The sequence below is a fragment of the Enterococcus sp. AZ077 genome, assembly GCF_051714965.1.
Taxonomy (GTDB): Bacteria; Bacillota; Bacilli; order Lactobacillales; family Enterococcaceae; genus Enterococcus_B; species Enterococcus_B hirae.
Map to the genome: position 1 here is coordinate 2,150,313 of NZ_JBIOSX010000001.1, position 13,615 is coordinate 2,163,927.

The following is a 13,615-nucleotide window of genomic DNA, read 5'->3' on the forward strand; positions in this document are numbered from 1 at the left end:
ACTCACTTCCCTTCTGGCAAATACTTATCCAGTAAATCATCCTTGATTCGTTTTAACTCGGTTCTTGGAAGCATTGCCAACAGTTCCCAACCTAAGTCAAGCGTTTCTGTGATCGTCCGATTGGTGTAAAATCCTTGGTTGACATATTCGTTTTCAAATCGTTCCGCAAATTTTGCATAGATTTTATCAATATCTGACAAGGCAGATTCACCTAAAACGACAGCTAATTCCTTCGCTTGTTTTCCTTGCGCATAGGCGGCAAACAATTGGTTCATCGTTGCTGCGTGGTCTTCTCTCGTTTTACCGGCACCTGTTCCTTTGTCCTTCAACCGTGAAAGAGAAGGCAAGACATCGATCGGTGGTTGAATCCCACTCTTATAAAGCTCTCTCGTTAAAATGATCTGACCTTCTGTGATATAGCCCGTCAAATCGGGAATCGGATGAGTCTTATCATCTTCTGGCATCGTCAAAATCGGAATTTGAGTTACAGAACCTTTCAATCCTCTAATCCGTCCAGCCCGTTCAAATAAGGTGGCTAAGTTTGTGTAAAGATAGCCTGGATAACCACGACGGCCAGGAACTTCTCGACGTGCGGCCGAAATTTCTCTGAGCGCTTCTGCATAGTTGGTCATATCGGTCATGATGACTAAGACGTGCATGCCTTTTTCATAAGCTAAATATTCAGCGGCCGTCAATGCCATTCTTGGTGTGGCGATTCGTTCGATTGCTGGATCATTAGCTAAATTCATAAACATAACAGAGCGGTCAATCGCACCTGTTTGTCTAAAGTCTTCCATAAAAAACTCGGCTTCTTCAAAAGTAATACCGATGGCAGCAAAAACCACAGCAAAATCATCGGAAGAATCCAAAACAGTTGCTTGGCGAGCAATTTGGGCAGCCAACTCTTTGTGTGGTAAACCTGAGCCAGAAAAAACCGGCAATTTTTGACCACGAACTAATGTATTCAAATGATCGATTGCTGAAATCCCTGTTTGGATAAATTCATCGGGATAATCTCTGGCAATTGGATTGATTACTTCGCCATTGATATCTAAATATTTTTCTGGCAAGATTTCAGGTCCATTGTCTTTTGGTCGACCAAGACCATCAAAAACCCGACCGATCATGTCTTCTGATACCCCTAATTGTAAAGGGTGTCCTAAAAAACGTACGGAAGAATTTTTTAGATTGATTCCACTGGTTCCTTCAAAGATCTGAACCATTGCTTTGTCTTCTTGGACTTCTAGTACTTGTCCACGACGAATCTCGCCGTTTTGCATCCGAACTTCAATCAATTCTTCATATTTGACTCCCGAAACTTTTTCGACTGCCATCAAAGGGCCGACCACTTCTTTGATTGTACGATATTCTTTAATCATCGGTCATCCCTCCTTCTGAAACAATCAATTGGATCGTTTCTTTGATTTCTTCATTTATACTACTAATTTTGGCTAACTCTTCTTCTGGAATATACTTGCTCCGACTAATGCGTTCTCTGACCGCTACTGTACCTTCCATGATTTCATTGAAGTACGCTCCCAGCGATAAAGCTTTTCGTGCCTCTTTCCCAAAAGTCAAAATAACTTTCAACATGTTGAATTGTTTTTCTCTTGAAGTAAACGTATCTACATCATCAAAAGCATTTTGTTGTAAATAGTCTTCTCGAATCGATTTTGCTACTTCAAGGGTCAAGCGATCGTTATCAGAAAGCGAATCGATCCCTACCAAGCGCACGATTTCATTTAATTGTTCTTCTTCTTGCAAGATCCGCATGCCTTCAGTTACCATATCAGACCAATCCTGTTGTAAGATTTGATCCATATATCTGCCAACTTCTGTTGAATATAATGAGTAACTTTGGATCCAGTTAATCGATGGAAAATGTCTTTTTTGAGCAAGACTAGAATCTAATCCCCAGAAAACCTTCACCACTCGTAAGGTATTTTGAGTCACTGGTTCAGAGATATCTCCACCAGAAGGAGAAACCGCACTGATGGCAGTGATACTGCCCTCACGTTGGTCAGAGCCTAGAGCAATGACACGTCCTGAACGTTCATAGTATTCAGCTAGACGAGAGCCCAGATAAGCGGGATAACCTTCATCACCAGGCATTTCTTCTAAACGTCCGCTCATTTCACGCAGTGCTTCTGCCCAACGAGAAGTGGAATCTGCCATGATTGCTACATCATACCCCATGTCACGGAAGTACTCGGCAATCGTGATTCCCGTATAAATAGAAGCTTCTCGAGCAGCTACTGGCATGTTCGATGTATTAGCGATCAACACAGTTCGTTCCATCAAAGACTCGCCCGTATTTGGATCGATCAGTTCAGGAAATTCATTGACGACATCCGTCATTTCATTTCCTCGTTCCCCACAACCAACGTAAACCACTAGATCTACGTCCGACCACTTAGCAATCTGGTGTTGCACAACTGTCTTCCCTGCACCAAACGGACCTGGAACGGCTGCCGCTCCTCCTTTAGTTACTGGGAAAAACGTGTCAATGACCCTTTGACCGGTGATCATCGGTACATCTGGATTTAATTTTTGTTTGATTGGTCGACCACGACGTACTGGCCATTTTTGCATCATCGTCAGCTCTTTTAAGCCTTGTTCCGTTTCGATCACACAAATCGGATCATCGATCGTAAATGATCCAGATTCAATTTTTTGTACAGTTCCTTTGATACCATTAGGGACCATGATTTTGTGCTGAATGATCTTCGTTTCATCCACGTACCCAATGATGTCTCCAGCACTTACTTCTGTTCCTTCTTCGATTGTCGCTTCAAACCACCATTGTTTCTCATGATCTAAAGCTGGTAATTGGACCCCACGTCCTAAGAAGTTACTTTGAGTCACTTCCATAAATGTATCCAGTGGCCTTTGAATCCCGTCAAACATTTGTGAAATGATTCCTGGTCCTAGCTCAACAGATAGTGCTTCCCCAGTGGAACGAACAGGTTCTCCGGGACCAATTCCTGAAGTTTCTTCATATACTTGAATAGACGCCACATCTTGACGCATCTCAATGATTTCGCCGATGACTCCTAAATCTCCCACTAAACACATGTCTTGAATACTTGCTTCTGACATATTTTCTGCCATAACGAGAGGACCGGAGACTTTTATGATTTTTCCAATTTGCAAATGACTATCTCCTTTTCCTATTATAAAATATTTTGTCCAACAGCTTTTTCCACACTATTTTGGATCTCTTCTAAACCGATACCAAGGGTTCCTTGATGACTAGGGATCAAAATGATCGCAGGTGTCAATTGTCCTTTATAGCGCTCAATCGTTTCAGGGACCAGATTTGCACATTGTTCGGTGATATAGATCACACCATATTCATTCTTAGCCATCTCATCGATTGTTTTTCTTATTTCAGTCTTTGTCGTACCATGCTGTACATCAAAGCCAAATAATCGAAAAGGCGAGACAGAATCCTTGTCACCTACTACTCCGATTTTATAAGTCATAGACCTGTCTCATCCTTTCTTTTAGTTGTTCCAGTGAAAAGTGATTTCGTTTGCCAATGATCAAAAGGCGCAGATTTTTACTTTCGACTTCTTTTGCGTTCAAAAAAGCTAGTAATGGTAACGGGCCAAACGCTTGTGTCTGTGCTACTTGATAAAAAGAACTTAAATAATCATCTTTCAATTGTTCCAAACTGACTAAATCAATCTGTTCTTCATGGATGACTTGCTTTAATAGCTCACTGTAATCTGTTGTCAGTAAAAACTGAGTAAAAGATGCCATTTCCCCACGAACAAAGGAAAGCAATGTGTCTTTCGGAATACTTCCTGAACTTGAAATAACTGTTGTCATAAAACCTGCAGAACGTTGCTGCAAGATCCCTCTTGCTGTCGTGGTGATATTCGTTAAATCGATAAAAGCAATGATCTCTTCTAATAGTTCAGGGTAACCAAGCTGTTCCCCTAAGCGACGTTGCTCGGTTAGAAAACAACGGTCATAAATCACATCGATCCCTTGTAAAATAGTCGATTCTTCGCAGTATTCATGAACTTCTCGAATATAATCCATGAGACTGTCTGGCAATTCCACCGACACTTGCGTGTGAATCGCATCTTTCAACACTTCCAGCGAATAAAATCCATCATGGATGTAAAGGTGATCAAGGTTTTGCCCTGTGATCTCAGCCTTTGTCAATACTTTCAAATTATGGAAAGTGTAACGCATCGTATAGATCCAAACGATTTCTGGTTCTGGTGCAGATTCTTTCAACCACTGGAATAATTTGCTGCGTTCCTGAGAGAGATTGGCTTCAAAATCCTTGTCAAAGCCGTCATAGATATACGGCTGATAGATCGTGGATTGTAAGATTTCTCCAAGTGAATCGATCGAATCGGTTTGGATCATTTGCTCAAACGTGTCTTTTGAAATCAACTCTAATTCTCTACCACGTATCAAGGGATTTAATTCATGATACTCCATTTAACAATCCCTCCTTAGTCAAATAATTCTTTGGCAATTTCAGCACTCATCGTCTCTTGAATTTCCTTGATCAAGTGACTAAATAAAAAGTTATATTGGATACCAGCATCATCAATGATCAACCCTGCTTGTGCTTTTTCAGTAAAGTCTTCCCGTATTAATTCAAAAGGAAGTTCTTCATTCCATTCAGCGATGACCGCAGGTGTTAAGATATCCGCTGATTTTTCTCCTGGGATCAAGCGAGCTGTGCCATTGATCGGTAATGTTTGGATCATTTGCTTCATCAATGCAAGTTGTTCTTCTTTTGGTTCATTTTCTAACTGAAGCGTTGCTTCCGTGAATAAACGCTGTAAAACTTCTTGTTTCACATTTAAGATTTCTTGTTTCACTTGCATTTTTTGCTTGTTTCTCAACTGGCAATAACTTCGTTCAATTTCTTCCAGTTTACTTGCTTTTTCTTTCTGAAAATCTGCTTCGATCTGCCACTTTTTCACTTCAAATTTTTGATCGATTTCTTTGCGCTTCATTTCTTCGAATGATGCACGTTCGAGTTGTGCTGTTTCATTTATTTGAGTGATGATTTTATCAATCGCATCCACCGTCATTCCTCCTTATAAGCTAGGCTATTACGCATTTAAGACCAGTAAGAAAGAAATAACGAAACCTAAGATGGCATATGTTTCAACCATCGCAGCAAAAATGATCCCTTTTGTTGCATGCTCAGGTTTTTTCGCTAGAATTTGAATACCAGCTGCTGCAACCTTCCCTTGAGCGATCCCTGAGAATAAACCAGTAAAGGCAATCGGTAAGGAAGCTCCTAAGAAGTTCAATCCTTGAACGACAGACATATCACTGCCTAAGTTGATAAAAATCAAGAAGGCGATAACGAAACCGTATAATCCTTGGGTACCTGGAAGTAATTGTAAAATTAACGCTTGTCCAAATTTTTCTGGTTGACTGGTCGTCAATGCTGCTGCCGCTTCCCCAGTCATTCCAACGCCTTTAGCAGACCCGATTCCTGAAAAAATCGTTGCTGTTGCCATCGCTAATACTGCAAATACCATTCCACCATTTTGAGTAATCAAATAATCCATCATTGTATCAAATTCCTCCAATATTTCTATTTTTTCTTATGATTGATGTTGACGTATTTCTCCACCGTTTTTAGTGGTTTGAAGGAACGCCCTCCTCCAGTGTAAAACTTTCCAAAAAATTCTACATATTGTAATCTTGCGCCATGTACATAGGCACTCAAAAGTGTTAAGAACATATTCAAAGCCTGTAGGACAATGATCAATAAAATTCCGACACTAAAACGAGCAGCTGGAGGCATAAAAGCAACTAACATGTTGAAAGCTGCGGCAATACTTCCTCCAGAGATTCCCAGTGCCATTAGTCGTGTATAGCTGACTAAGTCTCCGATATAGCCAGTTAGACCATATAAATTATACGCACCTTTGGCGATCCCCTTGGCTTTTGATGAAGATTGGAAAACAGGAATGATCAAAATACATACGGCTGAAAGAACAGCTAATGCACCGCCTAAATAAACAAAGGCGTTGTTTTTAAGGATCATCGTTCCCAATAAAATCAGAATGATACCAAGCAAGATCCCTTGCCAAGCAAACCCATCATTCACGGCATCGACATATGCTTTTCGTTTGATATGTTCCTTAGCAGCAATAAATAGTCCGACTAATATTTGGATCAACCCAAAAATTACGGATAAAATCAAGATCGTGTTGACATCATCTGTAGTAGACAAAATCGGAAATGGTAAATGAATACCAAAAATTTCTTTAGGCAATGCCGCCCCAAAAAATGAGCTGTAGATAAATCCCCAGATGATCGAAGGGATCGCTAGAATCTCAAAGAATTTTGCAAAACGTTGCATTCCCCGTGGCAATACCACTAATTTTTGGAGTAAAAATGCCCCTAAAAACATCAGTAACCCATACCCGATATCCGCCACCATCATGCCAAAAAAGACGAGGTAAAACGGCATCATCCACGGCGTTGGATCAACTTCTTCATACTTTGGTAAACTATACATCTCCGTTAACATCTCAAAAGGAGCAACGATCGGATGATTCTTTAGTTTGGTCGGTACTTCTTCAGCAATTTCATTGTCCGTTGGCTCGTCAAAGGTCAAATAGACTTCTTCACTTGCTAAGACATTTTGTAGCATGTGGATCAATTCTTGTTTTTCTTCATGATCCACCCAGCCTTGAATCAGAATCAGATAAGGAGTATGAATGATCCGGTCCTTGATTGCTTCTCGTTCAGAGCGAGCCAAGAAGATTTCTTCCGTCCATTCGAAATCTTTGATATACCCACTACAAGCTCCAATGGCTGAAGAGAGTTTCTTTTGTTGGTCCTTGATTTCCTGTAAACTTTGTTTTGCAGCAACTAACTGTTGCTGTGGTGTCCCCTCATACAGATAGTCTTCTTTAACAAATCCATAACGACTGGCGATTTCTTCCATGCGTGACTCGTCAGCTCGTAAAACAATGTAGGCAAAGTAAGTCGTTGTTGGTGAAGAGTTGATTTCTTCTAAATAGGCTTCGTTTATCTCAGCAACTTCAGCTTTAAAAGATTCAGCATTTTTAGCATTGACCGTTCCAATGACTAGCTTGGTCATTTGACTATCAAATGCTTTAGGCGCCAAATCCAGATTTTGCCAATTGAGCAACCAATTCTCTTGGTCTTCCAATTGTTGGCGTTCGTCTACTAGTTGCTCCCATTGTTCTTTCAAAAGTAAGACTTCTTCCAGCTTTTTCGAAAAAGCTTCTTCTGAATAATTTTTTTCCAAAGTATCTAACGAAAGTTCACGCCTTTTTAAGTGTTGTTTTTTCTGTCTTTTTTCGCCATGATGTTCGATAAATTGGATAGCTGTACGAATATCCGTTAATTTATAGGATAATTTCGCAAGTTCCTTGTCCTTATCGATCATCTCTGGTTCAGGAAAAAACGTCTCTACCCATTGATTGTTTTCAGATTCTTGGAACAGATCACGGATTTCTACTGCATGAAGTCCTTGAACTGCTTGCAACAAGATTTCACGATTTTTCTTATCTGAAATGAGAGTCACTTTTACCATTTTAGTGACAGCCATTTTTTTGTTTCATCCTTTCAATGATCTCATTCGTTAAGTTCTTTTTCTTCGCTATTTCCTCTTCTTCTTTTTCTAAATATGTTTTTTCTATTTCAAGAACTTTTTGACGAAATTGTTCTAAAATCAATTCCAGTTTGTGCTGTTCGTCTTCAGTTACTTCCTCTTCATTTTTTCTTTTTTCTTTCATCAGCTTGGTTAATCGTTCTTGGAATTCTTTATTCAAATCGATTAATTCGTTATTTTTTAATTGTTCATATTGAGCAAGTTCAGCTTTGACCTGCTCTTCTTTTTTCTGATTATTCTCTTCTGCTTCTTTGATTCTTGTCAAAATTCGTGCCATTTCTGTCACAATCACTTCCCCCTTTCGATTAAAAAAGGACACATGCTCTCGTTACATTGAAAGTATGTGCCCTTTAGTTGACTAATGATGCTGAGCCCTTCAATATGTTCTTCTCACCCCTTGAAGAACGCGATCCTTGAAGCATTATGCCCAACCATTTTATTCGTGATTTAATTCTATTGTACCAAAATGACGAAAAAATTCAATAAGAACACCATATTTTTCCTCGGTAACTCTGTTTTTTTATAAGAAATTCTCATGAAAAAAATTTTTTCTTCATATGTATTCCCAAACTAGATCTATTTCAAATAGTGTTAAATTTTTTTTATTCTTGATAGAATAGAACGAATAGACGATTTGGAGGAATGTTTATGTTACCCATTATTGGAATTGCTGGAAATCAGTTGATCCGAGCAACAGATACTTTTCAAGGAAATCAAGTAACCTATACTCCCCAAGGCTTTGTCAATGCTGTACAGCAGGCGAATGGTTTACCGATCGTTTTACCGATCTCATCCCCTAAGACTGCTTCTGCTTATATTGACCAAATCGATAAACTGATCTTAGCCGGTGGACAGGATATTTCCCCACAACTGTATCATGAACCTCCCCATCCAAAACTTTTAGAAACCAACCTTCAAAGAGATCTCTTTGAAGCGGCACTTATCAGCGAAGCACTCAAACAAAACAAACCAATTTTTGCTGTCTGTCGTGGAATGCAACTCTTAAATGTCGTGCTTGGGGGTAGTTTGTATCAAGATTTAACCACTTATCCTAAGTGGTCAGTCAAACATGAACAGCATCCAACCGCCCCACAATTTGCTACTCATGAAGTAGAGATTTTACCCGACACTCTATTACATCAGCTACTACCTGATACTTATTTGGTAAACTCTTATCATCATCAGGCGTTGAAAGAGCTGGCACCTTCATTAAAAGCCACAGCCTTTTCACCTGATGGTCTAGTGGAAGGGATTGAAAGTCTCGATAAGGATGTTCGATTATTTGGTGTACAATGGCATCCAGAGCTGACACATTCAAGCAATCCCACTGACCAAGGATTATTTGATTTTTTTGTTCAAGAATTTTAGTCCTGAAGTGATTGGGCAACGATTTTTTTTCTTTAGAATATCCTAACAAAAAATGCTGGCGTTATTTCGTAGATCAACCGAAATAACGCCAGCATTTAGTTTTTCATTTACCGTTTTCTTGTGCCGATACTGCTTTTAATAGTCAGTCGGTTAGGATTTTTTACGTTCATTTCTCATAATTGAAAGTGACTGTTTCAACGAACTCCATAAGCCACCTTCACTATAAACAAGAACATTTGATTTATACATATTCGCTGAGAAGAACATTAGCAGGAATGTGACAATGATTAACACTACAAGTGAAATCAATACACTAGTCATTCCCACTGTCTCATTCGCCAATCGAATCGGCATAATATAAGAAGAAAGGAACGGAATATAGGACGTGATCCGAATCACGATATTGTTGGGATCAGATGCGCCTAAGATCAACCCAAGCATATAGCCACCTAAAGAAAGATAAGTAACTGGTAAAATCGCTTTTGCTGTATCTTCTGCTTTGTTGACTAATGATCCACATAAAGCCGCTAAAACGGAGAAGATCAAGATACCAAAGAACATAAACAACAATGCGTACCATAAAAATGGTCCGATGATCTTATCTAGTGAAATATTCTCTATGATACTTTTTACAAAATCCATATGTTTAAATTGTTGGAATCCCACAGTCAAAATCACACCGTATAGAGCCATCTGCGTTAAAGCAACTAACAAGACACCAGTCAATTTACCATAAAAATGTTTTTGAGCTGTCGTACTTGATAAAATGACTTCCATGATTCGAGTTCCCTTTTCAGAAGCAATTTCTTGCGCGATGATTTGTGAATAAGTCAGGATAATGATAAATAAGATAATGGTTGCTGCATAACTAATCGCATATTGTACGCCAGAATTATCTTCTCCAACTTTCATTTTGTTATTACTATCAAAACTTACTTTTTGTCTAGTCAAACTTGCTGGTTGACTAAGACTAGCTACTTCTTCAGGAGAAAGTCCCAGTTGGCTAGCTCGCAATAGTGATTGCAACCCAGTTAATTGCTGTTGGATCAACAATTGTGTACTTTGTCCTAACGAATTTTCACTGTAAAGTTGACCTTTTAGCTGATCGTTTTCGACTGTGACGACTAAATAGGCATCAATTTTTTCATCGGCTAATTCTTTTTGAGCTTGTGTTTGCGAATCAACCGCTTGAAAGCTGAACTCATCGGTTTTTACTTGTTCAAGCTGTTGCGTTACTTGTTGATTTTCGGACAATACACCAATTTTATTAATCTCACTGTTTTGCTGAGCAAAATTGCCTGCTAAATAAACGATCCCTATCATAATGAATGGCACTAAGATCATAATCAAGAAAGAGATGGATTTGACATTTTTTAAATAGACATCTTTTGTAATGATCCAAAATTTACGCATCAATCTCACCTGCTTTCATTTTGAATATCTCTTCTAAGGTAGGCGGTTGTTGATTGAACATTGGAATATAGCCAAATTGTGTTGCTCGGGTAAAGATTTCTTTTCCTACATCAGGATCGTTTAAAGTGATTTCAAGCGTTTGATCTTCATGAGTGACGACTTTTTCGACTCCTTCGATCATTGCAACTTCCTGTTGGGACAAGCCAGATTCTAAGAATAACTTTGTACGTCCAAAAGAATTTCTGATTTCATGGACTTTCCCACTTAACACCATTTTTCCATTACGCAACATAATTAAATGATCACAGATTTTTTCAACATTATCCATATTGTGACTGGAGAAAATAACACATGAGCCATGTTCTTTTAACTCAATGATCCCGTCTTTCAGCAATTCTGCATTGACTGGGTCAAGCCCACTAAACGGCTCATCCAATATGATTAATTTAGGTTCATGGATCAACGTAGCAATCAATTGAACTTTTTGTTGATTTCCTTTAGACAATGATTTTACTTTATCGGTTTTCTTTCCTTTTACTTGGAACTTTTCCATCCAAAAATCGATTTTTGGTTCGATCTCTTTTCTTTTTTTGCCTCTCAACTCAGCAAAATACAACAATTGCTCTTGAATCGTTACTTTCGGATACAACCCACGTTCTTCAGGAAGATAGCCAATAATGTCATAGTCTTTTTCTCCCAAAGGTTGTCCATTCCATAAAACTTCCCCTTGATCCTGTGTCAAAAAATCTAAGATCAATCGAAAAGTTGTGGTTTTTCCTGCCCCGTTTTGTCCGATCAGCCCCATAATCTTTCCATCAGGTATTTGAAAAGACACATGATCAACAGCGGTATAGTCTCCAAACGTCTTAACCAAATCTTTCACTTCTAACATCGTCTCACTCCTTCGTCTCCATTTCTTCTACCATATTCAGATAGTTCAGACAACTTAAATCGCATACAAATGCAAAAAATGAAATAGTCCAGAGATTCTTTATCAATTAAAGGTCCAAAGTCTATTGAAAAATGAATAGTTTAAAAAGAAAACCATTCTTTCCCACTTTTTCATTGAAACAACGACCATTTTGACATTTATTCAATCTAGGTTGGCTATAATCATTTCCAATAGTCATCATAGCGCTTCCCGCCTCGTCGAACTAAAACGAATTCTACATCATTTGTTATACAAAAAATCATAGGACACTTTACGTAGTTTGTAAAGTGTCCTATGCTAGTTCTCATGCAATTTATCAAAAACATTTTGAGCAACATTTTTTGGTAGCCCAATTTGTTGGAGTTCTTCCATCGTCGCTGCCGTAACATTTTTCAACGATTTAAATTCTTTTAGAAGTAATTTTTTTCTTTTCGGTCCTAATCCTTCAATTTCATCCAGCTTAGAAGCAAAACTATTTTTACTTCGTAGTTGTCTATGGAATGTGATCGCAAACCGATGGACCTCATCTTGGACCCGTTGAAGTAAAAAGAACTCGGGCGAATTTCTTTCCAATGGAACCACCGAAAGTTCATTTCCAAAAAGGAGTTCATTCGTTTTATGCTTATCATTTTTAGCCATACCAGCCACTGGTATGTCGATCCCAAGTTGATTTTCTAAAACATCTTTGGCGACATCTACTTGCCCTTTCCCGCCATCGATCAAAATCAAATCAGGCAAAGGGAGACCTTCTCGAATGACACGAGAATATCTTCGATAGATCACTTCTCGCATCGAAGCATAATCATCTGGTCCTGTGACCGTTTTGATTTTATATTTGCGGTATTCTTTTTTTGCTGGCTTTCCATCGATGAATACCACCATTGCCGCTACTGGATTGGTTCCCATGATATTCGAATTATCGAAGGATTCAATCCGAACAGGTGTAGGAATATTCATGGCATTCCCTAAACGTTCCACTGCCCCAATCGTTCGTTCTTGCTTTCTAGCAATCAAATCAAATCGTTCATTCAATGCAACCGTAGCATTTTTATTCGCAAGTTCTACTAATTTTTTCTTTTCACCACGTTTGGGTTGTAAAACTTTTGTGGACAACAATGCCTCCACACTCGGTTGATCGATCGTGTCAGGAATCAAGACTTCTTTAGGAATAAAATGTTCATTTTCTTGATAAAACTGCCCGATATAAGTCAGAAAATCCTCTTCTGCTTCATTATAAAAAGGAAACATCGACACATCCCGTTCAATCAATTTCCCCTGTCTGACAAAGAATACTTGGACACACATCCAGCCTTTGTCAATGGCATAACCAAAAACATCTCGATCCACCAGATCTGTATTGGTCATTTTTTGACGTGTCATAATCGTTTCAATGGCTCGTATCTGATCGCGGTATTCTGCCGCTTTTTCAAATTCCATCTTTTCGGCAGCTTGAACCATTTTTTGGTGGATTTCTGATTCAACTTTTTCATAGCCACCATTTAAAAAGCTTTTAACTTCATCAACGATTTTCGTGTAAACTTGTGGATCAACATCAAAATAATAAGGACAAAGGCATTGTCCTAAGTGATAATACAAACACGGCTCTTTCGTCTGGCTAGGTTTACACTTGCGTAACGGAAACAACCGATCAAGGATTTTTTTGGTCTCGTTTGCTGCGCCAACATCTGGATATGGTCCAAAATAAACTGCTTTGTCTTTTAACACTTTACGTGTAATGACTAAGCGTGGGTACTTTTCGTTTGTGATTTTCAAAAAAGGATACGTTTTATCATCTTTCAACATGATATTGTATTTGGGATCATTTTTCTTGATCAAATTGATTTCTAAAAGTAAAGCTTCGATATTGGATTCTGTAACGATATATTCAAAGTCTTCGATCTCACTAACTAATCGTTCGGTTTTGGTATTATGACTACCTGTAAAGTAGGAACGGACTCTATTTTTGAGAATCTTTGCTTTCCCAACATAGATGATGGTGCCATTTTTATCTTTCATCAAGTAGCAGCCAGGTTGATCAGGAAGTAAGGCTAATTTATTTTTGATACGTTCGTTCATGAAATACTTCCTTTCAAATTTCATTGAATTAATTATAACATGTCTGTCAAAAAGAATCGTGATCGGCTCATTTGTTTCCTAGACTTGTTTGAGGGTTTAGATAAACTAGAGAAAGGTTTTACTGAAATTTGTGCTAAGGACAAAAAAACCGAGATATCAATCCATTGATTGATATCTCAGTAACATTC

Annotated in this window: 12 protein-coding genes and 1 other annotated feature; of the genes, 1 reads left to right on the forward strand and 11 read right to left on the reverse strand. The window is 38.6% G+C overall.

Features of this window, described 5'->3' with window-relative positions:
- Positions 1 to 2 precede the first annotated feature (2 nt).
- The 8 genes from IGL28_RS10025 to IGL28_RS10060 are packed head-to-tail and all read right to left on the reverse strand — an operon-like array spanning position 3 to position 7,916.
- Positions 3 to 1,379, reverse strand: coding sequence for a V-type ATP synthase subunit B (locus tag IGL28_RS10025; protein WP_010718636.1), 1,377 nt, complete (start codon positions 1,377 to 1,379; stop codon positions 3 to 5).
- Positions 1,372 to 3,153 carry a V-type ATP synthase subunit A gene (locus IGL28_RS10030; protein WP_010718637.1) on the reverse strand — a complete coding sequence of 594 codons (1,782 nt, stop codon included), beginning with the start codon at positions 3,151 to 3,153 and terminating at the stop codon, positions 1,372 to 1,374. Before IGL28_RS10030 ends, IGL28_RS10025 begins: the two co-directional genes overlap by 8 nt.
- Positions 3,154 to 3,173: 20 nt before the next feature.
- Positions 3,174 to 3,485, reverse strand: coding sequence for a V-type ATP synthase subunit F (locus IGL28_RS10035; protein ID WP_010718638.1), 312 nt, complete (start codon positions 3,483 to 3,485; stop codon positions 3,174 to 3,176).
- A complete protein-coding gene (locus IGL28_RS10040; protein WP_081128105.1) occupies positions 3,475 to 4,461 on the reverse strand; it encodes a V-type ATPase subunit in 987 nt (328 codons plus the stop codon). The genes IGL28_RS10035 and IGL28_RS10040 overlap by 11 nt, the downstream gene beginning before the upstream one ends.
- Before the next feature lie 14 nt (positions 4,462 to 4,475).
- The gene (gene ntpE / locus IGL28_RS10045) at positions 4,476 to 5,060 is read right to left on the reverse strand and encodes a V-type sodium ATPase subunit E (protein WP_081128107.1); all 585 of its coding nucleotides are present in this window, start codon (positions 5,058 to 5,060) and stop codon (positions 4,476 to 4,478) included.
- A 27-nt stretch (positions 5,061 to 5,087) separates the two neighbouring features.
- Positions 5,088 to 5,558 (reverse strand): V-type ATP synthase subunit K, encoded by a 471-nt coding sequence (locus IGL28_RS10050; protein WP_010738015.1) that lies wholly within the window; start codon positions 5,556 to 5,558, stop codon positions 5,088 to 5,090.
- A gap of 23 nt (positions 5,559 to 5,581) precedes the next feature.
- Positions 5,582 to 7,576, reverse strand: a complete 1,995-nt coding sequence (locus tag IGL28_RS10055; RefSeq protein WP_081128108.1) for a V-type ATP synthase subunit I — start codon at positions 7,574 to 7,576, stop codon at positions 5,582 to 5,584.
- Positions 7,563 to 7,916, reverse strand: a complete 354-nt coding sequence (locus IGL28_RS10060) for an ATPase V (RefSeq protein WP_192924300.1) — start codon at positions 7,914 to 7,916, stop codon at positions 7,563 to 7,565. Before IGL28_RS10060 ends, IGL28_RS10055 begins: the two co-directional genes overlap by 14 nt.
- A gap of 107 nt (positions 7,917 to 8,023) precedes the next feature.
- Positions 8,024 to 8,072, reverse strand: a sequence feature (sodium ion sensor (DUF1646 type); this cis-regulatory element may regulate processes involved in with the transportation of sodium ions).
- Positions 8,073 to 8,287: 215 nt separating this feature from the next.
- On the opposite strand from IGL28_RS10060, the gene IGL28_RS10065 reads away from it, so the two are divergent.
- Positions 8,288 to 9,007 (forward strand): gamma-glutamyl-gamma-aminobutyrate hydrolase family protein, encoded by a 720-nt coding sequence (locus IGL28_RS10065; protein WP_010718644.1) that lies wholly within the window; start codon positions 8,288 to 8,290, stop codon positions 9,005 to 9,007.
- A gap of 150 nt (positions 9,008 to 9,157) precedes the next feature.
- Here IGL28_RS10065 and IGL28_RS10070 read toward each other — a convergent pair whose 3' ends face one another.
- The 3 genes from IGL28_RS10070 to uvrC all read right to left on the reverse strand — a co-directional run bounded on the left by IGL28_RS10070 (position 9,158) and on the right by uvrC (position 13,427).
- Positions 9,158 to 10,420: an ABC transporter permease gene (locus IGL28_RS10070; protein WP_010738019.1), complete on the reverse strand. Its 1,263-nt coding sequence runs from the start codon at positions 10,418 to 10,420 to the stop codon at positions 9,158 to 9,160.
- Positions 10,413 to 11,312, reverse strand: coding sequence for an ABC transporter ATP-binding protein (locus IGL28_RS10075; protein ID WP_010718646.1), 900 nt, complete (start codon positions 11,310 to 11,312; stop codon positions 10,413 to 10,415). Before IGL28_RS10075 ends, IGL28_RS10070 begins: the two co-directional genes overlap by 8 nt.
- Positions 11,313 to 11,648: 336 nt before the next feature.
- Positions 11,649 to 13,427 carry an excinuclease ABC subunit UvrC gene (gene uvrC / locus IGL28_RS10080; RefSeq protein ID WP_010738020.1) on the reverse strand — a complete coding sequence of 593 codons (1,779 nt, stop codon included), beginning with the start codon at positions 13,425 to 13,427 and terminating at the stop codon, positions 11,649 to 11,651.
- Positions 13,428 to 13,615 lie beyond the last annotated feature (188 nt).